Annotated in this window: 19 protein-coding genes; 6 read left to right on the forward strand and 13 right to left on the reverse strand. The window is 69.0% G+C overall.

Annotation, left to right across the window (positions count from 1 at the left end):
* The first annotated feature begins 21 nt into the window (after positions 1-21).
* Both AC5Y5V_RS21350 and AC5Y5V_RS21355 read left to right on the forward strand, forming a co-directional pair.
* Complete coding sequence (locus tag AC5Y5V_RS21350; protein WP_499939567.1) at positions 22-1,431, forward strand: class II fumarate hydratase; 1,410 nt, start codon at positions 22-24, stop codon at positions 1,429-1,431.
* A gap of 134 nt (positions 1,432-1,565) precedes the next feature.
* Complete coding sequence (locus tag AC5Y5V_RS21355) at positions 1,566-2,576, forward strand: hypothetical protein (RefSeq protein ID WP_499939569.1); 1,011 nt, start codon at positions 1,566-1,568, stop codon at positions 2,574-2,576.
* On the opposite strand, the gene AC5Y5V_RS21360 is transcribed toward AC5Y5V_RS21355, so the two are convergent.
* From AC5Y5V_RS21360 to glyA, 5 genes are all read right to left on the reverse strand, one after another.
* On the reverse strand, positions 2,573-3,967 hold the full coding sequence (locus AC5Y5V_RS21360; protein ID WP_499939704.1) for an adenylate/guanylate cyclase domain-containing protein: 1,395 nt from the start codon (positions 3,965-3,967) through the stop codon (positions 2,573-2,575). The genes AC5Y5V_RS21355 and AC5Y5V_RS21360 overlap by 4 nt on opposite strands.
* 106 nt (positions 3,968-4,073) lie before the next feature.
* Positions 4,074-4,949: a polysaccharide deacetylase family protein gene (locus tag AC5Y5V_RS21365; protein ID WP_499939571.1), complete on the reverse strand. Its 876-nt coding sequence runs from the start codon at positions 4,947-4,949 to the stop codon at positions 4,074-4,076.
* A gap of 148 nt (positions 4,950-5,097) precedes the next feature.
* Entirely contained in the window at positions 5,098-6,399 is a 1,302-nt protein-coding gene (phoH2, locus tag AC5Y5V_RS21370; protein WP_499939573.1) for an RNA 5'-3' helicase PhoH2, read from the reverse strand.
* Positions 6,400-6,641: 242 nt separating this feature from the next.
* Complete coding sequence (locus AC5Y5V_RS21375; RefSeq protein WP_499939575.1) at positions 6,642-7,469, reverse strand: acyl-ACP desaturase; 828 nt, start codon at positions 7,467-7,469, stop codon at positions 6,642-6,644.
* A 77-nt stretch (positions 7,470-7,546) separates the two neighbouring features.
* Positions 7,547-8,827: a serine hydroxymethyltransferase gene (glyA, locus tag AC5Y5V_RS21380; protein ID WP_499939706.1), complete on the reverse strand. Its 1,281-nt coding sequence runs from the start codon at positions 8,825-8,827 to the stop codon at positions 7,547-7,549.
* A 127-nt stretch (positions 8,828-8,954) separates the two neighbouring features.
* Here glyA and coaA point away from each other — a divergent pair, with 127 nt between their 5' ends.
* Positions 8,955-9,893, forward strand: a complete 939-nt coding sequence (coaA, locus tag AC5Y5V_RS21385) for a type I pantothenate kinase (RefSeq protein WP_499939577.1) — start codon at positions 8,955-8,957, stop codon at positions 9,891-9,893.
* 90 nt (positions 9,894-9,983) lie between these two features.
* On the opposite strand, the gene AC5Y5V_RS21390 is transcribed toward coaA, so the two are convergent.
* The 4 genes from AC5Y5V_RS21390 to AC5Y5V_RS21405 form a co-directional block, all read right to left on the reverse strand.
* The gene (locus AC5Y5V_RS21390) at positions 9,984-10,391 is read right to left on the reverse strand and encodes a hypothetical protein (RefSeq protein ID WP_499939580.1); all 408 of its coding nucleotides are present in this window, start codon (positions 10,389-10,391) and stop codon (positions 9,984-9,986) included.
* A 177-nt stretch (positions 10,392-10,568) separates the two neighbouring features.
* On the reverse strand, positions 10,569-11,657 hold the full coding sequence (locus AC5Y5V_RS21395) for a methyltransferase (RefSeq protein ID WP_499939582.1): 1,089 nt from the start codon (positions 11,655-11,657) through the stop codon (positions 10,569-10,571).
* A gap of 10 nt (positions 11,658-11,667) precedes the next feature.
* A complete protein-coding gene (locus AC5Y5V_RS21400) occupies positions 11,668-13,038 on the reverse strand; it encodes a hypothetical protein (protein ID WP_499939585.1) in 1,371 nt (456 codons plus the stop codon).
* 9 nt (positions 13,039-13,047) lie between these two features.
* Complete coding sequence (locus AC5Y5V_RS21405; RefSeq protein ID WP_499939587.1) at positions 13,048-13,836, reverse strand: (2Z,6E)-farnesyl diphosphate synthase; 789 nt, start codon at positions 13,834-13,836, stop codon at positions 13,048-13,050.
* Positions 13,837-14,036: 200 nt separating this feature from the next.
* Here AC5Y5V_RS21405 and trhA point away from each other — a divergent pair, with 200 nt between their 5' ends.
* Complete coding sequence (trhA, locus tag AC5Y5V_RS21410; RefSeq protein ID WP_499939709.1) at positions 14,037-14,711, forward strand: PAQR family membrane homeostasis protein TrhA; 675 nt, start codon at positions 14,037-14,039, stop codon at positions 14,709-14,711.
* A 170-nt stretch (positions 14,712-14,881) separates the two neighbouring features.
* On the opposite strand, the gene AC5Y5V_RS21415 is transcribed toward trhA, so the two are convergent.
* Genes AC5Y5V_RS21415 through mca form a run of 3 tightly spaced genes read right to left on the reverse strand, consistent with a single transcriptional unit; the run spans position 14,882 to position 18,001 of the window.
* Positions 14,882-16,882: a thioredoxin domain-containing protein gene (locus AC5Y5V_RS21415; RefSeq protein WP_499939589.1), complete on the reverse strand. Its 2,001-nt coding sequence runs from the start codon at positions 16,880-16,882 to the stop codon at positions 14,882-14,884.
* Entirely contained in the window at positions 16,869-17,132 is a 264-nt protein-coding gene (locus tag AC5Y5V_RS21420; protein WP_499939591.1) for a hypothetical protein, read from the reverse strand. Before AC5Y5V_RS21420 ends, AC5Y5V_RS21415 begins: the two co-directional genes overlap by 14 nt.
* Positions 17,129-18,001, reverse strand: a complete 873-nt coding sequence (mca, locus tag AC5Y5V_RS21425; RefSeq protein ID WP_499939593.1) for a mycothiol conjugate amidase Mca — start codon at positions 17,999-18,001, stop codon at positions 17,129-17,131. Before mca ends, AC5Y5V_RS21420 begins: the two co-directional genes overlap by 4 nt.
* A gap of 47 nt (positions 18,002-18,048) precedes the next feature.
* On the opposite strand from mca, the gene AC5Y5V_RS21430 reads away from it, so the two are divergent.
* Complete coding sequence (locus AC5Y5V_RS21430; protein ID WP_499939595.1) at positions 18,049-18,489, forward strand: DUF4307 domain-containing protein; 441 nt, start codon at positions 18,049-18,051, stop codon at positions 18,487-18,489.
* A gap of 228 nt (positions 18,490-18,717) precedes the next feature.
* Positions 18,718-19,212: a transcription elongation factor GreA gene (greA, locus tag AC5Y5V_RS21435; RefSeq protein ID WP_499939598.1), complete on the forward strand. Its 495-nt coding sequence runs from the start codon at positions 18,718-18,720 to the stop codon at positions 19,210-19,212.
* Between the two features lie 71 nt (positions 19,213-19,283).
* Here greA and AC5Y5V_RS21440 read toward each other — a convergent pair whose 3' ends face one another.
* Entirely contained in the window at positions 19,284-20,435 is a 1,152-nt protein-coding gene (locus AC5Y5V_RS21440) for a cystathionine gamma-synthase (protein WP_499939600.1), read from the reverse strand.
* Between the last annotated feature and the right edge of the window lie 6 nt (positions 20,436-20,441).

The raw sequence follows: 20,441 nt of genomic DNA on the forward strand, positions 1-20,441 counted from the left end.
CCGACGAACAGGATTCATTTCATGGCCCCGGACGCACACGACGCCGAGTACCGCATCGAGCACGACACCATGGGCGAGGTCCGGGTACCGGCAAAAGCGTTGTGGCGCGCACAGACCCAGCGCGCGGTGGAGAACTTCCCGATCTCCGGGCGGGGCCTGGAACGCACGCAAATCCGGGCGTTGGGTCTGCTGAAGGGCGCCTGCGCGCAGGTCAACAAGGAGCTCGGGCTGCTGGCGCCGGAGAAGGCCGACGCGATCATCGCCGCGGCCGCCGAGATCGCCGACGGCAAGCACGACGACCAGTTCCCCATCGACGTGTTCCAGACCGGCTCGGGCACCAGCTCCAACATGAACACCAACGAGGTGATCGCGTCGATCGCGGCCGCCAACGGCGTCACGGTGCACCCCAACGACGACGTCAACATGTCGCAGTCGTCGAACGACACGTTCCCGACCGCCACCCACATCGCGGCCACCGAAGCCGCCGTGCGGCACCTGATTCCGGCGCTCGGGGAGCTCCACGAGGCGCTGGCGGGCAAGGCCGGCGAGTGGCAGACGGTGGTCAAGTCGGGCCGCACCCACCTGATGGACGCGGTGCCCGTGACGCTCGGCCAGGAGTTCGGCGGCTACGCCCGCCAGATCGAGGCCGGGATAGAAAGAGTGCGGGCCACGCTGCCCCGGCTCGGCGAACTCGCGATCGGCGGCACGGCGGTGGGCACCGGCCTCAACGCCCCCGACGGCTTCGGCGCCAAGGTGGTCGAGACGCTGGTCGCCGAGACGGGTCTGACCGAACTGCGTACGGCGGCAAACTCTTTCGAAGCCCAGGCGGCGCGAGACGGGCTGGTGGAGGCGTCCGGCGCGCTGCGCACCATCGCGGTGTCGTTGACCAAGATCGCCAATGACATCCGCTGGATGGGATCCGGTCCGCTGACCGGCCTGGCCGAGATCCAGCTGCCGGACCTGCAGCCGGGTAGCTCGATCATGCCCGGCAAGGTGAATCCGGTACTGCCGGAAGCGGTTACGCAGGTGGCCGCGCAGGTGATCGGTAACGACGCGGCGGTGGCCGTCGGCGGCCTGTCGGGCGCCTTCGAGCTCAACGTCTACATCCCGATGATGGCCCGCAACATCCTGGAGTCGTTCAAGCTACTGACCAACGTGTCCCGGCTGTTCGCGGAGCGCTGCATCGTGGGGTTGAAGGCCAACGTCGAGCATCTGCGCGAGTTGGCGGAATCCTCGCCGTCCATCGTGACGCCGCTGAACTCCGCGATCGGCTACGAGGAGGCCGCGGCGGTGGCCAAGCAGGCGCTCAAGGAGCGCAAGACCATCCGCCAGACCGTCATCGACCGCGGCCTGATCGGCGACAAGTTGTCCGAAGAGGAGCTGGACCGCCGACTCGACGTGTTGGCGATGGCCAAGGTTGCCCAGGACTAGCGCCGACGGAACCGGCCCCAACCTGGCCAAAAGGCGCGACATCGAAGTTACGCACATAATTGCCGTGACGCGGTTGTGTGGCCACCTCACGAGGGTGGTCTTGAAGAGTAAGGGCGAGTAATGGTGGTTCAGCGATGACGACTCCCCCGGGCGGCCCCTACGGTCAGGATCCCTACGGAACCAATCCGCATGGGCAAGACCCGTATTGGGCCGGTCAGCCGCAGGGTGGGGGTCAGCCGTACCCGCCGGTCGACCCGTACCAGCAGGGCGGGCAGTATTCGCAATACCCGCAGTACCAGCCGGACCCCACCGCGTACGGCACGCAGCAGGGGGCCACCGCCTACGCCCCCCAGCAGTACCCGCAGCCCGGCCAGCAGGTTCCGCCCGGCCAGGGCTGGGCGCCCGGACCGTACCCGCCCGGCCCGCCGCCGAAGGGCCCCGGTGGCTCCAAGGCGCCGTGGCTGATCGTCGCCGGCATCGCGTTGGTAGGCATCATCGCCCTGGTGGTGATCCTGGTGATCGCCGGCGGAAACGACAAAAAGTCGAGCACCGCCACGTCGGCGTCGTCGTCCGCCGCGACGTCGCAGCCGAACAACACCGAGCAGACCGCGACGGACTGCACGTCCAACGTGTCGCCCGGCGAGAAGCCGGCCGGCGACATCATCAGCGCCGGCAAGCTCTCCTTCCCGGCCAGCGCGGCGCCGGGGTGGCAGCCCTACTCCGACGACCAGAACCCGAACCTGATCGGCGGGGTCGGCGTCGGCACGGAGGTGCCGGGTGCCAGCCAGTGGATGATGCAGGCCGAGGTCGCCGTCACCAACTTCGTCTCCAGCATGGACGTCGCGGCGCAGGCATCGAAGTTGCTGGACTGCGTCGTCGCCGGACCCGGCTACGCGAACGCATCGCCGAGCCTGGGCCCGAAGAAGACGTCGTCGATCAAGGTGGACGGGGTCAACGCCGCCCGGGTGGACGCGGATGTCACGATCGGCGACACCACCCGCAACGTGAAGGGCGACACCGTCGTCATCATCGCGGTCAACACCAAGCCGGTGACCATCTTCCTCGGGGCATCACCGATCGGCGACCCGGCGTCGCAGGGCGTGATCAACGGGGTCATCGCGGCGCTCAAGGTCGTCAAGAGCTAGTGCCGGCCCGCCGGTGCCCAGACGTCGGTGGCTTCGGAGCGGCCGCGCAGCACGGTTGAGTAGCACTGGGCCCATCGGTCGCGCTCGTCGTCGGCGCGCTCGATGGCCGCGGCCGAGCACAGGATTCGCCGGTCGGCGGTCTTGGCGAGGTCGGCGAGCCGCGCGGCCTCGTTGACCGGATCGCCGATCACCGTGTACTCGTAACGGTTTTCGGCTCCGATATTGCCCGCGAAGACGCGGCCCGCCGAGACCCCGATGCCGAAGTCGACCACCTCCAGCCGGCGCAGCTCGGTGCCCAGGGTGCGCGCTGTCGCCAACGCCGCCGACGCCGGGCCGGCCATCTTGAGCGGTGCGCCGAAGATGGCCAGCGCGGCGTCGCCCTCGAATTTGTTGATCAGCCCGTTGTGGTCGTCGACGGCGTCCACGACGATCCGGAAGAAATCGTTGAGCACCTCGGCAACCTCTTGCGGCGGACGGCTTTCCGCCAGCTTCGTCGAACCGACCAGGTCGATGAACAGGACGGCCGCCTCGACCACGTCCCCCGACAGCGAGGCGCCCTCCTCGAGGGCGCGCTGGGCGACGTCCGCGCCGACGTGACGGCCGAAAAGGTCACGCAGCCTGTCCCGTTCGGCCAGCCCGGCCACCATCCGGTTGAAACCCGTTTGCAGACGCCCGATCTGGGAGCGTTCGTACGCGCCGACGTAGGTCTCGATGTTGCCGTGCTCGACCTCCGCCATCGCGTCGACGACCTCGCCGACCGGATCCGAGATGGATCGGGAGGTCAGGATCATGGTCGGTAGACCCAGTACCACCGCCGCCATCACCACCACCAGGACGGGCACGTCCACCGAGGTTCCCTTGGGGATCATCCAGCCGTTGGACCGCAGCACGATGAAAATCGCGATGATCACGACAGGGAGCGCACTGCACAAGAACCACATCAGCACCAGCCGCGCCAACACGCCCGGGGTCGTCAGGTGCGGCTCGCTGCCCCGGGTGGCGGCGACCATGATGGGGCGCAGCGTGCGTTGGGCCAGCAACAGCCCCGTGCCGGCGGCCGCTATCCCGCCGAGGACGATGCCGAGCAGGATCGGCAGCAGCAGCGAGGCCCCGGCGCGGTAGTTGACCAGCATCAGGACCCCGCCGCATGCGGACCAGACGCCCACCAGCAGCCTCGACTGGCGGGCGGCGAGCTTGATCGCTCTGGCCCGCTGGGTCTCGTCGGGCTGTTCCCCGGCGACATACCAGCGCAGGGTGGGCGCCAGGATCCGCGCGCCGGTTACCGCGACGATGATGATTCCCAGCGTCACCAGCACCACTACCAGCGCGGTGTTGTTGCGGGCGAAGTCGGCATTCGCCGCGCCGACGGCGTGGCCCCGCAACGGAACCATGATCGCGGCCGCTCCCGTGACCGCGAAGACGTAGGCCAGCGCGAGGTCCGCCGCATATTGCAACGACAACCGGCGGGGCGTCTTCGGATGTTCCTCGAGCCGGCGCTCAGCCACCGTTGTTCGGGCCGCCGGAGTTCTGGTTGGGGATGTCGCTGATCGGGAAGTTCGGCATCGGCTTGGGCGACGGCGTGTTGGGCAGCGCCGGGATGTCACCGGGCGGGATGTCGTGCAGTTCGTTGACGGGCGGGCCGTTTTCGCGGCTGCCGTAGCTGCTGCCCGGCGCGCGCGGGCCCACCATTTCGCTGACCGTCACCAGGTGGTAGCCGTTGGCCTTGAGCACCGGGATGAACTGGTAGACCAGGTCGACGGTGCTCGAGTAGGTGTCGTGGAACAGCACCACCGAGCCCGGCTTGATCTGCTGCATCAACACCGTCCGCGTCGCCGGCGTGTTCGAGTCGTTCGCCCAGTCGAAAGGGATGACGTCCCAAAGTATTTCGGCCAACCCGAAGCGGGCGGCGGTCTGCCGTACCGTCGCGTTGGACAGTCCGCCGGCGGGCCGGTAGAGGTTCGGGGTGCGGCCGGTCGCGGCGGTGATCGCGTCGTTGGCCCTACTGAACTGCGCGGCGATGGCTTCGGGCGGGATGGTCGTCATGTTGGGGTGTTCCCAGGTGTGACTGCCGATCTCCATCCCCGCATCCGCGATGCGCCGGGCTCCCGACGGGTTGGCCGCCACCTTGTTGCCGATCAGGAAGAACGTGGCCTTGGCGTCGTTGTCCCTCAGCACCTTGAGCAGCCGGTCGGTGTAGGGGCTGGGCCCGTCGTCGAACGTCAGCGCGATGCACTTCACGACCGCGCAATTGAGGTTGTCCGCGCGCGTCACGTGGCCCGTGAGACCGCCGATGACCAGCACCGCCCCAGCCGCCACGACGCCGAAGACGGTCCGCCAGTAGCGCCAGGCCTGCGTGTCAGGTCGTTTCGGCACGAGGGAAGTTTACCGGGCGCGTGCTCCGCGTCCCGCGCGCCGACCGTCGGGGGTCGCGCGGGCAACGCGGCATTGCACCCTGCAACCAGGGCTTTTGACCCCGCGTCCAGGGCCCGGAAATCGGGGGCAATCGTGCCGTCAGCGCAGGCTATTGCGGCCCGGCGATTTCCTCGAGCATCTCGGTGACCAGCGCGGCGATCGGCGACCGTTCGCTACGCAGCAGGGTGATGTGGGCGAACAGCGGATGACCCTTGAGCTTTTCGATCACCGCGGCCACCCCGTCGTGGCGGCCGACCCGCAGGTTGTCCCGCTGGGCGATGTCGTGGGTCAGCACGACGCGAGAGCCGGTACCCAGCCTGGACAGCACGGTGAGCAGCACGTTGCGCTCCAGCGACTGCGCCTCGTCGACGATCACGAACGAGTCGTGCAGCGAGCGGCCCCGGATGTGGGTGAGGGGCAGCACCTCGAGCATGCCGCGGGAGAGCACCTCGTCGAGCACCGCCGGGCTGGCCAGGCCTTCGAGGGTGTCGAAGACGGCCTGGGCCCAGGGGCCCATCTTTTCGCTCTCGCTGCCGGGCAGGTAGCCCAGCTCCTGCCCGCCGACGGCGTACAGCGGGCGGAAGACGACGACCTTGCGGTGGGTGCGACGCTCCAGCACCGCCTCCAGCCCGGCGCACAACGCCAGCGCCGACTTCCCGGTGCCGGCCTTGCCCCCGAGCGAGACGATGCCGACGGACTCGTCGAGCAGCAGATCGAGCGCCACCCGCTGCTCGGCGGAACGCCCGCGCAGCCCGAACACCTCGCGGTCACCGCGCACTAGCTGAACCCGTTTGGCGGCCGTCACCCTGCCGAGCGCATGCGAACTCCCGCCCAGCAGCCGAATCCCGGTATGGCAGGGCAGGTCCCGGGCGTCGGCCAGGTCGATCTCGCCGTCGGCGAACAGGGTGTCGATGTCCTGCGCGGCCACCTCGAGCTCGCGCATCCCGGACCAGCCGGAGGCGACGACGTCCTGGGCGTGGTACTCGTCGGCGGCCAGTCCCACCGCCGCGGCCTTCACGCGGAGCGGAATGTCCTTGCTGACCAGCGTGACCTGCTTGCCCTCCGCGGCGAGGTTGGCCGCGCAGCACAGGATCCGCGAATCGTTGCTGTCGGTTCGGAAACCCGCGGGCAACACTGCGGGGTCGGTGTGATTCAGTTCGACGCGCAGCGAACCGCCTTGCGTGCCAACCGGAATGGGCTGATCGAGCCTGCCGTGCTCGAGCCGCAGGTCGTCGAACAGCCGCAACGCCTGCCGGGCGAACCAGCCCAGCTCGTGGTGGTGGCGTTTGGCCTCCAACTCGCTGATCACCACCAGGGGAACCACCACGTCGTGTTCGGCAAACCGGCTGCACGCCCAGGGGTCGGACAGCAGTACGGAGGTGTCGAGCACGTACGTCCGGATATCGGTCACGGAGCGCTCCTATAAGCCCTTGTGAGGCCGGTCAGCGCCCGCGCGGACCCACACAGGCATGTCGGCGGGGGCCGCGGCACCAGGACCGGGGCCGGTCCTGCCGTTGTAGTAACCCGAGCAGAAACCGGGAGTGCCGCCCTGGCAGCAGAGCATGTCGCTGGCCATCGAGTGCGACGCTACTCCGATGCCGACACGCCCGCAGGGCAGGCGCGCCGACATTGAAGTACCGAAGGGAAATCTGCTTAGCCGGTGACGAATTCCTGCAATTGCGGCTCGTCGGCCAGGCCCCACGCGGTGATGCGCTCGGAGACCGCCTGGCGCAGCTGCGCGGGGTCGAAGATGCCGGCCTCGGCGATGTTTTGCACCTTGTCCGCGTAGGCGTCGATGTCGGCGCCCAGCACTTCCTGCGCGGCGGCCCGCGACGCGATCGCGGCGATCGTCTCGTCGCGGGTGTATTCGAGGCAGCGCGCGACGAGGTTGCCCCAGAACAGGTCGTGACGCGCGTCGTCCCGGGCGATCCGGTCGATCAGCCCGGCCAGGATCGGCTCCTCGATCCGCACCGCCAGGTTGTGGCAGTAGACCGCGAAGGAATGCTCGGCGAACGCCCGCTCAACGAGGGTTTCCACCTGCGAGAGGGTCTCGGCGCGGTAGCCCTTCATCACGTACTGGACGCGGGCTTCCTCGTTGGCCGTCGGGTCCACCTCGCGGGTCACGACCAGGTATTGGCGCAGCGCGATCGCGTGCAGGTGCTCCTCGGCGGTCCAGCGGCCCAGCCAGCGGCCCCACCAGTCCTCGAGGATGAAGTGCTCGACGAGCTCGCGGTGGTGGGCAGCCAGGTTGTCCTTGAGCAGCAGCAGTATCTCGCAGGCGTCGGTGATGGTCCGGGGCAGCGTCGTCTGAGACGGATCCCAGTCGCGGCCGCCGAGGAACGCGAAGTTCTCGCCCTGGTCGAACGGCACGTAGTCGTGCGCGAACCAGATGTCCTCGGTGTTGAGGTGGCGGTCCATCTCGGATTCCACCAGCGGTTCAAGTTCAAGAATCAGCGCGTTAGCGACAGGTCTCTGTGCCATGCGGTTACTGTAACTCGCATACACAGGTTCTTTCAAATTCCGGCGCGCTGCGTGTCGCGGTGCGGTGCGAGCAGACGTTAGCCGGCGGCCAGGCTCCAGTCTTCGAGCCCGTCATACAGCGGAAACTCCCTGGCCAGCCGGGTCACGCGCTCGCGCAGCCCAACCATGTCTGCGGAGGTTCCGGCGGCCAGCGCCGCGGCGATGATGTCGGCGACCTCGGTGAACTCGGCTTCGCCGAAGCCGCGGGTGGCCAGCGCCGGAGTCCCGATCCGCAGGCCGGAGGTCACCATCGGCGGCCGGGGGTCGTTGGGGACGGCGTTGCGGTTGACGGTGATGCCGACCTCGTGGAGCAGGTCCTCGGCGGCCTGGCCGTCGAGCGGCGAGTTGCGCAGGTCCACCAGCACCAGGTGGACGTCGGTGCCGCCGCTGACCACCGACACGCCGGCCTTGGCGACGTCATCGGCCAGCAGCCGGTCGGCGAGGATGCGCGCACCGGCCAGCGTGCGCTGCTGGCGCTCGGCGAATTCGGGAGTGGCGGCGATTTTCAGCGCGACGGCCTTGCCCGCGATGACGTGCATCAGCGGTCCGCCCTGCTGGCCGGGAAAGACCGCGGAGTTGATGGCCTTGGCGTACTCCTGCTTGCCCAGGATCATGCCGGAGCGGCCACCGCCGAGGGTCTTGTGGATGGTGGTGGACACCACGTCGGCGTGCGGCACCGGCGACGGGTGCAATCCCGCGGCGACCAGGCCCGCGAAGTGCGCCATGTCGACCCACAGCTTGGCGCCGACCTCGTCGGCGATCGACCGGAACGCGGCGAAGTCGAGAATCCGCGGGTAAGCCGACCAGCCGGCGATGATCACCTGCGGCCGGAACTCGAGCGCCTGGGCCCGCAGCGCGTCCATGTCGATCAGGTGGGTGGTCGGGTCCACGCCGTAGAAGCCGTTTTCATACAGCTTGCCGGAGAAATTGAGCCGCATGCCGTGGGTCAGGTGTCCGCCGTTGGCGAGGTCCAGGCCGAGCAGCCGCTCCCCCGGCGACATCAGCGCGGCCAGCACCGCGGCGTTGGCCTGGGCACCCGAATGCGGCTGCACGTTGGCGAAGTCGGCGCCGAACAGGGCCTTGGCCCGGTCGCGGGCGATGTTCTCGACGACGTCGACGTGCTCGCAACCGCCGTAGTAACGCCGCCCGGGCAGGCCCTCGGCGTATTTGTTGGTCAGCACGCTGCCCTGGGCCTGCAGCACCGCGCGCGGCACGAAGTTCTCCGACGCGATCATCTCCAGGGTGTCGCGCTGCCGCCCGAGCTCTCTGCCGAGCAGTTCGGCGATATCGGGGTCGACCTCGGCCAGCGGGGCGCTCATCACGGCGCCGGTCGCGGAAACGGACGGGCGGGCATCAGGTGCGGCAGTCACGAACGCCAGTCTATCGACCGACGTTTTCGCCAGCCCAGCCGTCGGGCGAGCGCCCAGCCCTGCAACACTGTGACCTATGCCGCGGCTGAGCGAGCCGAGCCCCTACGTGGAGTTCGACCGGAAGCAGTGGCGTGCGCTTCGCATGTCGACGCCGCTGGCCCTCACCGAAGAGGAACTGGTCGGCCTGCGCGGACTCGGCGAACAGATCGACCTGCTCGAGGTCGAAGAGGTCTATCTGCCGCTGGCCCGGTTGATCCATCTGCAGGTTGCCGCCCGCCAGCGGCTGTTCGCCGCGACCGCGGAGTTCCTCGGCGAGCCGGTGCAGAACCCGGACCGGCCGGTGCCGTTCATCATCGGCGTGGCCGGCAGCGTGGCGGTCGGCAAGTCGACCACCGCGCGTGTGCTGCAGGCGCTGCTGGCCCGCTGGGATCACCACCCGCGCGTGGACCTGGTGACCACCGACGGCTTCCTCTATCCCAACGCCGAGCTGGATCGGCGCAACCTGATGCATCGCAAGGGCTTTCCGGAGAGCTACAACCGTCGGGCCCTGATGCGGTTCGTGACCTCGGTCAAATCGGGGTCGGACTACGCGTGCGCGCCGGTGTATTCGCACCTGCACTACGACATCATTCCCGGCGCCAAGCACGTCGTCCGGCACCCCGACATCCTGATTCTGGAGGGTCTCAACGTCCTGCAGACGGGTCCGACGCTGATGGTGTCGGACCTGTTCGACTTCTCGCTGTATGTGGACGCCCGGATCGAAGACATCGAGCAGTGGTATGTGTCGCGGTTCCTGGCCATGCGCAGCACCGCGTTCGCCGACCCGGAATCGCACTTCCACCACTACTCGGCCCTCGCGGACCCGCAGGCCGTCGTCGCCGCGAAGGAGATCTGGCGGTCGATCAACCGGCCGAATCTGGTCGAGAACATCCTGCCCACGCGTCCCCGCGCCACCCTGGTGTTGCGCAAGGACGCGAACCACTCGATCAATCGGCTGCGCCTGCGCAAGCTGTAACTGCTCTTGGCCGTCGGCCGAGTGTCGGGTTGTGTCACGCCACAGAGGTCGAAACGTGTCTCAATCCGACACTCGGCGAGCATCAGCGGGTCACGCCTCGAGGCGGCGCACTCCCAGGTACTGCAGCCCGGCGAAGATCGCGGTGTACACACCGCTGGCCAGCGTCGCCGCGACGCCGAAAGCGGTCATCGGCAGCAGTTCGACCACCACGATCACGGCCAGGGTGTAGACGACGTTGGCGACGATGACTCCGATGCCGGCGCGACGCAGGTCGGGCAGCGCCGCCAAGGCGTACACGGCCAGGCCGTAGAGCACGAAGAACGCGCCCATGCCGAATTCCTGGCTGGGCGTCAGGCCGGTCAGCCGCGCGAGCGGGTCGGCGAGGAAGGCAGCGGCCAGGCCCAGCAGCCCGGTCAGCGTCGCGTCGGCGCGCATCGCGAACCGCAGCAGCGAGTCCGTTGAGTCGTAGAGGGGCCGGGTAGTCATTACAGCGGTCATGCGATTACTCCTTGCGGTGGAGGGGCCGGGTCGGACATGTCTGAGCGTGCCGTCCGGCCCACTGCCATATCGACTCGTGGCACTGCCAACTACTGCCACGAGTTAAACGACCAGGGAGTTCACCACGATATTCCCGGGTATTCCCCGCGGGGACCAAAAAGTTATGAGCCGGATCACCTAGACCGCGACGGCTTCGAGGACGCTGAACGGCGACGCCGTCTGGACCGCGCGCGTCAGCCGGAAGCCGGCGCGCCGGAACAATTCCCCGTATTCCTCGACGGTGCGTTCGCGCGCGTCCAGCGCCAGCAGCATTTCCAGGTCCAGCCAGTTGCCCGCGTAGTCACGGTCGTGGTCGGGGACGACGAACTCCACCAGCAGAACGTGGCTGCCCACCGCGGCCGCGTCGCGCACGTTACGCAGGATCCGCACCGCGTCCTCGTCGGGCCAGTCGTGGATGACGCTCTTGAGGATGTACGCGTCTCCGCCGCTCGGGACGGATTCGAAGAACGATCCTTCGGCGATGCGGACCCGGTCGGCGACACCGCGCTCGGCGAAGAGGGCGCCGGCGCCGGCCACCACCTGGGGTTGATCGAACAGCACGCCTTGCGCGGTGGGCGTGGCGGCCAGCACCTCGGAGAGCAGCCGACCGTGGCCGCCGCCGACGTCGACGATCGTGGGGTAGGGGCTGAAGTCGTAGGCGGCGATGACGGGACCGATCGACAGTGCCGACCCCGCCGTCATCGCGTCGTTGAAGATCTCGCTGAGCTCGGGCTCCGAGGCCAGGTACTCGAACATGGGTTTACCGCGCAACGCGGGCACGACCGAGCGCCCGGTGCGAATCGCCTCGGTCAGGTGACTCCAGTGTTCGCGGTGCTGGGGCGAACCCAACCAACGAGCCCAGCCCGCCAGCGACACCTCGGCGTCGCGGCGCAGCGTGTCCGCGAGCGGGGTCAGGGCGTAGCGGCCGTCCCGACGCTGACGGAAGATGCCGCGGCCGATCAACGCCCGCAGCAGCCGGCGAAGCGCGTCGGCATCGGCGCCGACGGCCGCCGCCAAGTCCTCGGCCGACTTGGGCCCGGTCGCGAGCGCGTCGGCGATACCGAGTTCCGCCGCGGCGGCGATCGCCTGCGCGGTCCACGCGCCGACCACGATCTCCAGCATCGCGGCCGGCGGCGGAACCATCCGCCGGTGCAGGCGGCCGAGTTGCTGGCGCGCCGTGTCGATTACTCGAACGACGTTGGCGGGCGGAAACTTTGATGAGGACACGGCCGCGAGCTTAGTCACTGGTGACGGTGATGCGTCCACGCAGATCGGCAGCGATGAGCCGGGCCGCGGCGTTCTGCCAGTTGTGTAGCGAGCGCTGCGGGACTTCAGTGACGAGCCACTGCCAGGCCTGCCGGGCGGTGGGATCCAGCCCTGCGGCGGTGGCGTTCTGCGCGTATGCCCGCACGCCGACGACGTACGGGAAGTACAGCGAGTTGTAGTAGCGCCACTCCTCGGTGGTGCCGAAGTCACCGGCCTCGCGCGGCTTGAGCCGCCCGATGCCGTCGGCGAGGACGGCCTTGAGCTCGTTGGCCCGTTCCAGCGGGTGATCGGGTGCGCCGCGGGCGGCCAGCCGCTGGTCGATCACGGGCAGGGCGGTGAGCGGGCTGGCGACCAGTTTGGTCAGGTCGGCGTAGTGGCCCAGTGCGCGGCGGGTCAGGCGGGCGAAGGTGTCGTCGTCGACGTCGCTCAAGGGATCTTCGGCGCGCAGCGGCAGCGCCGCCCCGGTGTTGCGCAGGGCGGCGCGGTCCGCGCGCAGCGCGGGCGACCTGGAGAAGGCCAGCCGGTCCAGCACCCCGGCCAGCGGATCGGCCAGCACCTGCACGGCGATCGAGATCGCCAGGCTGGTGAACAACAGCACGGTCAGCGCGGTCTGCGCGGTCGGTTCGTGACGGGTCACCGCCAGGCCGATCAGCGCCTGGCCGCCGAACAGCACGGCCACCGCCGAACAGCCGGCGAACGAGCGCAGCATGTCGGCCCGCAGCGCCTGACCCTCGTCGAACGCGTCCCATCTGGCCACCGCCACCCCGAGCAGCAGCACATCGATCCCCGTCGACGCCAGCGCCAGCCAGCTGGGCAGCAGGCCCAGCGGGATGATCACGATGGCGTTGGCCAGCGCGAAGAACAGCGTCGCGACGATCACCACCCCCACGACGGGCACCGGTTGCGCGGGCCGGCGCACCGCCGCGACCATGGCGGCCAATGTGGACGTCGAGATCACCGCGACCATCAGCACGTGCCCGGTCCGCAGGGGCCCTTCGACGCTGCCGGCCATGGCCGCCGCGAGCAGCGTCAGCGCGCCGACGCCGGCGACCAGCAGCAGCTCCTTGGTGCGGGTGCGCCAGGTGTCGCACGGCCGGGCCAGCTCGACGAGCACGGCGAACCACGCCACGCTGGGCACGGCCGCCAGGTAGATCTCGATCTGGCCGAGCAGGCGGGTGTTGACGACGCTGGCCGATCGCACCGCGTCCAGCGCCACCACCAGCGCGAAGCCGCACAGCCCGGTCGCCGCCAGCACAAGCACCGGCTTGCGCGGGTCGCGGGCCAGCAAATACAGCCCCAGCCAACCGCTCAGCGTGAAGACCACCGCCGACAGCGCAGCCATGACGCCAGGTTACTTTCCGTATCGGCGGTTCCGCTGGCTGTAGTCGCGCAGCGCGCGCAGGAAGTCGACCCGGCGGAACGCGGGCCAGTGCGCCTCGGTGAACCACATCTCCGAATACGCGCTCTGCCAGAGCAGGAAGCCGGACAGGCGCTGCTCGCCGGACGTGCGGATCACCAGGTCGGGGTCGGGCTGGCCGGAGGTGTAGAGGTTCTCGGAGATGGCGTCTGCCGTTACCGCCTCGATGAGGTCCTCGCCGGTCGCGCCGTTGGCGAGTTCCTTGCTCAGCAGCGCGCGCACCGCGTCGACGATCTCCTGCCGCCCGCCGTAGCCCACCGCGACGTTGACGTGGAACGAGGCCGTGCCGGGCGTCGACTCCACGGCGCCGCGCAACCGGCGGGCCGGTTCCTCGCCGAGTAGCTCGAGATCGCCGACGGTGCGCACGCTCCAGCGGTTGGCCGGCGCGCAGATCTCCTCGACGACGTCGGTGATGATTTCGATGAGCGCGGCGAGCTCGTCGGGGTCACGCTGCAGATTCTCAGTCGACAGCAGGTACACGGTGGTCATCTCGATGCCGGCTTCCTGGCACCACCGCAGCATCTCGGCGATCTTGGCGGCGCCCATCCGGTAGCCGTAGCTGACGTCGTCGTAGCCCGCGCTGCGGGCCCATCGACGGTTACCATCGCAAAGGACCGCAATGTGGCGGGGCAGTTCGGATTTCGAGGCGGCCAGACCCTGCTTCAACCGCAGCTCGTAGACGCGATACAAGGGCTCTTTGAGCCGCGGCGGGATGATCTCCACGGAAATCCACACTACTGTGACGCAGACCAGTTTCGGACCCGCGTTTGGGCAACACCACGTTCGGCCCAACAACGTTGGACGGACTTCGGCGTTACCCTGAAAGATCGACGACGGCCCAGAAAGGACCTGGCTAGGTGAGCACGGTCACGAACACGAAGCCCGAGCCGCAGGCTCCCGAGCAGGGCTCGGTCGCCGAGCAGCTGGTCGAAGGCTTGGTAGATGGCGTCACCAAGGTCCTGACCAAGCCGCGGTTCCGCGGCTGGATCCACGTCTATTCCGCGGGTGTCGCGGTGTTCGCGGGCGCGTCGCTGGTCGCGGTCTCGTGGGCGGTCGCATCGACCCGCGCAGGGCTGGCGACGCTGGCCTATACGGCGGCCACGATCGTGATGTTCACGGTCAGCGCCACCTATCACCGCGTGAAGTGGAAGTCCCGGACCGCGCGAAACTGGATGAAGCGGCTGGACCACTCGATGATCTTCGTGTTCATCGCCGGCAGTTACACGCCGTTCGCGGTGCTCACCCTGCCACCGAACCAGGGTCACCTGGTGCTGGGGATCGTGTGGGGCGGTGCGGCGGCCGGGATTTTGCTGAAGGTGCTGTGGCCGTCGTCGCCGCGCTGGCTGGGCGTACCGCTGTACATATTGCTGGGCTGGGTGGCGATCTGGTTTACCGGGACCATCCTGCACAACGCCGGTGTGGCCGCGATGGTGTTGCTGATCGTCGGGGGCGCCTTGTACAGCATCGGCGGCGTTCTCTACGCGCTGCGCTGGCCGGACCCCTGGCCGACCACCTTCGGCTATCACGAGTTCTTCCACGCCTGCACCGCGGTGGCGGCGATCTGCCACTACATCGCGATGTGGTTCGTGGTGTTCTGAGCGACGCCCCTGCGCCCCTCACACTGACTCTGCGCCTACTGCGCGAAAGTGCGAGAAGCGACCGCGGTCAACGCAGAATCAACGACCGCCGGGGCCCAGCGCGGCCACCCTCACACTGACTCTGCGCCTACTGCGCGAAAGTGCGAGAAGCGACCGCGGTCAACGCAGAATCAACGACCGCCGGAGCCCAGCGCGGCCGCCAACTCGGCAGCCGATGTGACCGGCAAGTCGCAGGTGCGGCCGCGGCACACGTAGGCGGCGTCGGCGCCGGCCACCCGGTCGCGACCGACCAGCAGCGGCGACGAGTCCGCCTCTCCCCCGACGACGATCGCCCCGCCCGGCGCCAGCCGCCGCGCCTCGGCCAGCAGGGACGACCGCGCTGGATCGCCGGCGACCACGATTTGCAGCGGCCCGCGCACCGCGGCCTCGGCGACGGCCAGCCAATGCCCGGCCGACCGCGGCGCCCGGGCCAGTAGCACCGAGCTGGCCCGCAGCGCGTCGGCCGCGGCCTGCAGGTAGCGCTCGGCGCGTTCGCCGTCGACCAGGTGCGCCGCGGTCAGCAACGCCTCGGTGATCGACGACGCACCCGACGGCGTCGCGCCGTCCATCGGGTCGGCGGGACGCAGCACCAACCGCTCCGCGTCGTCGGCGGTGTCGAACCAGCGGCCGGGTTGCTCCGGATCGGCGAAGTGCTCCAATGCGAGGTCCAGCAGGTCGGTGGCCGCCGGCAGCCAGGAGTCGTCGGCGCTGCGTTGATAGAGCGCCAGCAGACCGGTTGCGAGCATCGCGTGGTCCTCCAGGATCGCGGCACTGTCGCCCACCACGCCGCCCAGGCTGGCCCGCCGCAGGCGCCCGTCGACCACGTGCAGGCTCAGCAGCGTGGTCGCGCATCGCTGCGCGGCCGTCAACAGCTCGGGTTGCGCCAACGCGACACTCGCCTCGACCAATGCGGTGATCGCCAGACCGTTCCAGGAGGTGACGACCTTGTCGTCGCGGCCGGGCTGCACCCGGCCGAGCCGCGCCCGCAGCAACGCCGCCCGGACGCGGTCGGCCCGCTGCGGATCATCCGGGTCGGCGGGCAGCTGCAGCACCGAGGTGCCGTGTTCGAAGGTGCCCGACGGGCTGACGGCGAAAAGCCGCGCCGCCCAACGGCCGTCGTTGTCGCCGAGCACCTCGGTCAGCTGCGCGGGCGTCCAGACGTACGTCGAGCCCTCGTGACCGTCGGCGTCGGCGTCCAGGGAGGAGGTGAACACCTCGTCAGCCATCAGGTCGTCGAGCAGAAACCGCGCGGTCTCCTCGGTAACCCTGCGGGCCAACGCATCCCCGGTCCGTCGCGCCCAGTGCGCATACACCCGCAACAGCAGCGCGTTGTCGTACAGCATCTTCTCGAAATGTGGCACCACCCAGGCGTTGTCCACGCTGTAGCGGGCAAAGCCGCCGGCCAGCTGGTCGTAGATGCCGCCGCGGGCCATCGCGCTGCCGGTCCGCTCGACCGCGTGCAGCGCGTCCGGCGAGCCCGTGCGCTCGTAGGCCCGCACCAACGCCTCGAGCAGCGCCGACGGCGGGAACTTGGGCGCACCGCCGAAGCCGCCGTGGAGCGTGTCCTGGTCGCGCAGCACCGCGGCGACGGCGTGGTCGCACAACTCCGGCGCCACGTCCGGACCCCCCGACGGCAGCCCGGAAGCCATCGAGCGCAGCTCGCCCGCGATATGGTCGGATGCCTGCTCGACCTCGTCGCGGCGATCCCGCCACGTCTCGGTCACGGCCGAAAGTAGCTGCAGGAAACTGGCCTTCGGGTAGTAGGTGCCACAGAAGAAGGGTCGGCCGTCGGGCGTCAGGAAACAGGTCATGGGCCAACCGCCCTGCCCGGTGAGCGCGACGGTGGCGTTCATGTAGACCGCGTCGATGTCGGGCCGTTCCTCGCGGTCGACCTTGACGCAGACGAAGCCCTGGTTCATGACGGCGGCCACCTCGTCGTCCTCGAACGACTCGTGCGCCATCACGTGACACCAGTGACAAGCCGCGTACCCGATGGACAGCAGGATCGGCACGTCGCGCGCGGCGGCGTCGGCCAGGGCCTGCGGCGTCCACTGCTGCCAGTGCACCGGGTTGTCGGCGTGCTGGCGCAGATACGGGCTGGTGGCCAGCCCGAGGGTATTAGCCGGGGCCATCGATGGTCGGGCCGCCGGCGGTGTCGGTGCCCTCGTCGGCGGCCTGGTCGGGCTCGGGGTTGTCGCGGTCGAACGACTTGGGCACCCTCTTCAGCTGCTTGTTCATCGAACGCACCAGGAACACCGTCGCGACCACCAGCAGCACGACAATCAGCAGCCCGAACGGGCTGGCCTTGCCGAAGTCGGGGCCCGTGTTGTGGGGCGCGCCGCCGTCGGCCAGCACGCTCACCGCAAGAACCAGCCCGGTCACGCGTCCAGCTCGATTCCGGCGTACAGCTCGTGCTCGGGCATGGCGACGGGGACCCGCGACCGCGCCAACTCGTATTCCTCGGTCGGCCACAGCCGCCGCTGCCACTCGATGGGCGCGGTGAAGAACTCGGACTTCGGGTCGATTTGGGTGGCGTGGGCCAGCAATGCGTCGTCGCGCCGGCCGAAGTAGGCGGAGCACTCGACGCGCGTGGTCACGCGGTCTGCCAGCGCGTCATGCGTGGGATCCCACAGCTCCAGCCATTTCTTGAACGGCCCCTCCTTGCCGTGCCGGACGAACTCGTCCTGCAGTATTTGCATCCGCTGACGCAGGAAGCCGTGGACGTAGTAGAGCTTGGACACCGTCCACGGCTCACCGGCATCGGGGAATCGGCAGTAGTCGGCCGCCGCCTCGTAGGCGGCCACCGATACCTGGTGGCAGCGAATGTGATCCGGGTGCGGATAACCCCCGTTTTCGTCGTAGGTGACCATCACATGCGGCCGGAACTCGCGCACCACCCGCACCAGGGCCGCGGTCGAAACCTCGAGCGGCACCAGCGCGAAACAGCCGTCGGGCAGCGGCGGCGGAAGATCGCCCTTGGGCAGCCCGGAGTCGACGAAGCCCAGCCACGTGTGCTGGACGCCCAGGATCTCGGCCGCCTTGGCCATCTCGTCGCGGCGGATCTCGGCGATGTGTCCGTGCACGTCGGGCAGGTCCATCGCGGGGTTGAGGATCTCGCCGCGTTCGCCGCCCGTCAACGTCACCACGAGCACGTTATGGCCCTCGTCGGCGTAGCGGGCAAGCGTGGCGGCGCCCTTGCTGGACTCGTCGTCCGGGTGGGCGTGCACCGCCATCAACCGCAGTTTGCTCACTTGTCCCCTTATCGATCCTTCAGGTGACCCTATAATTCCAAATTCCGATGGCCGCATCCCGCTCACCCGACGCACGACCCGAAGCCCGCTACGGGCGTCCGGGGCTTTCCGGCAGGTCACGACGCCGCGTCGTCATCGCCCTGACGGTGCTGGTCCTCGCGACCGGTGTCGTCGTCGCCATCCTCGGCTACCAGCGGTTGGGCACCAGCCCCGTCTCGGGGACGCTGGCCGGCTACCAGGTGATCGACGGCGAGACGGCGTCGGTGACGATCAGCGTGACGCGCTCGGACCCGTCGCGGCCGGTGGACTGCATCGTGCGGGTCAAGGCCAAGGACGGCAGCGAAACGGGCCGACGGGAGGTGCTGGTCCCCCCGTCGACGCAGGGCACGATGCAGGTCACGACCACGCTGAAATCCAGCAAGCCGCCGGTGATGGCGGACGTTTACGGTTGCGGCACTACCGTTCCGGCCTACCTGCGTCCGGCCTGACGGCTCGTCGCGACCCGAATGCGTGACGTCCGTCACTGCAAGTTTCCGCAGTGGTAACATGGGTCGATGCACGGTTCCGGCCTGGGACCGTGTATTGCTGCATTAATGGCCGTGAGCAGAACGGAGCGGCGACCCGCGGGGTGGGACCCGGACACTTCCCGGCAGGCGGGATCGGAAGCTTGCGCGATACGCGGAGCCGAACACAGAGAACATGAGGAGCGCGACGAGATGACGGATACTCAGGTGACCTGGCTGACCCAGGAATCACATGACCGACTCAAGGCCGAGCTCGACCATTTGATTGCCAATCGTCCCGTCATCGCCGCGGAAATCAACGACCGCCGCGAGGAGGGCGACCTGCGCGAGAACGGCGGCTACCACGCCGCCCGCGAGGAGCAGGGCCAGCAGGAGGCCCGCATCCGGCAGCTGCAGGACCTGCTCAACAACGCCAAGGTCGGCGAGGCGCCCAAGCAGTCGGGCGTGGCGCTGCCCGGTTCGGTCGTGAAGGTCTACTACAACGGCGACGAGTCGGACAGCGAGACGTTCCTGATCGGCACCCGCGAGCAGTCGGTCCAGGACGGCAAGCTCGAGGTGTATTCGCCGGCCTCACCGCTGGGCGGCGCCCTGATCGACGCCAAAGAGGGCGAGACGCGCAGCTATACGGTGCCCAACGGCAACACCGTCCAGGTCACGCTCGTCAGCGCGGAGCCTTACCACTCGTAATTTTGCGCGAGCAGACGCAAAAGCCCCCATTTCGGCACGAAATGAGGCACTTTTGCGTCTGCTCGGCGGTGTTAGAGGGCCTGCTCCAGGTCGGCCAGCAGGTCGGCAATGTCCTCGATGCCGACCGAAAGGCGCACCAGATCGTCGGGAACCTCGAGCTGTGAGCCGGCCGTCGACGCGTGCGTCATGGCGCTGGGGTGCTCGATCAGCGACTCCACCCCGCCCAGCGACTCCGCCAGGATGAACACCCGCGTGCGCGCGCACAGCGCCTCGGCGGCCCGGCGTCCGCCGCGCATCCGCACGGACACCATCCCGCCGAAGCCCCGCATCTGCCGCGCGGCGACCTCATGCCCCGGATGACTGGGCAGGCCCGGATACAGCACCGCGCTCACCGACGGCTGGTCGTGGAGGAATTCCGCTACGGCCTGGGCGTTTTCGCTGTGCCGCTGCATCCGCAGCACCAGGGTCTTCAGGCCGCGCATCGTCAGGTAGGCGTCGAACGGGCCCGGCACCGCCCCGGCCCCGTTCTGCAGGAAGGCGAACGCGGCGTCCAACTCCGCATCGTTGGTGACCAGCGCACCACCCACCACATCGGAGTGCCCGCCGATGTACTTGGTGGTCGAGTGCAACACCACGTCGGCACCCAGCGTCAACGGCTGCTGCAGGGCCGGCGAGGCGAAGGTGTTGTCCACCAGCACCTTCGCGGACGCCTGCGCGCCGATGGCGCAAATTCCGGTGATGTCCGCGATCGACAGCAGCGGATTGGTCGGCGTCTCCACCCAGATCAGCCGGGTAGCCGGCGTGATCGCCGCCGCCACGGCGTCCAGGTCGGCCAGCGAGACCGGCGTGTACTGGACGTTCCACTGCGTGAAGACCTTGTCGATCAGCCGGAAGGTGCCGCCGTAGGCGTCGTCGGGGATGACGACGTGGTCCCCCGGCCGCAGCATCGCCCGCAGCGCGCAGTCGGTCGCGGCCATCCCGGACGCGAAAGCCCGCCCGTGGCTGCCGTTTTCGACCGCGGCCAGCGCGGCCTCCAGCGCAGCCCGGGTGGGGTTGCCGGTGCGGGCGTACTCGAACCCGCCACGCAGGCCGCCGACCCCGTCCTGGGCGAACGTGCTGCTGGCATAGATTGGCGCGTTTACCGCCCCGGTCGCGGGATCGGGACGGTAGCCGGCGTGGATGGCCTTGGTGGCCAGGCCCGTGAATGCGTGCTGATCGTTCATCGACGA

The sequence above is a fragment of the Mycobacterium sp. NGS68 genome (assembly GCF_059812195.1).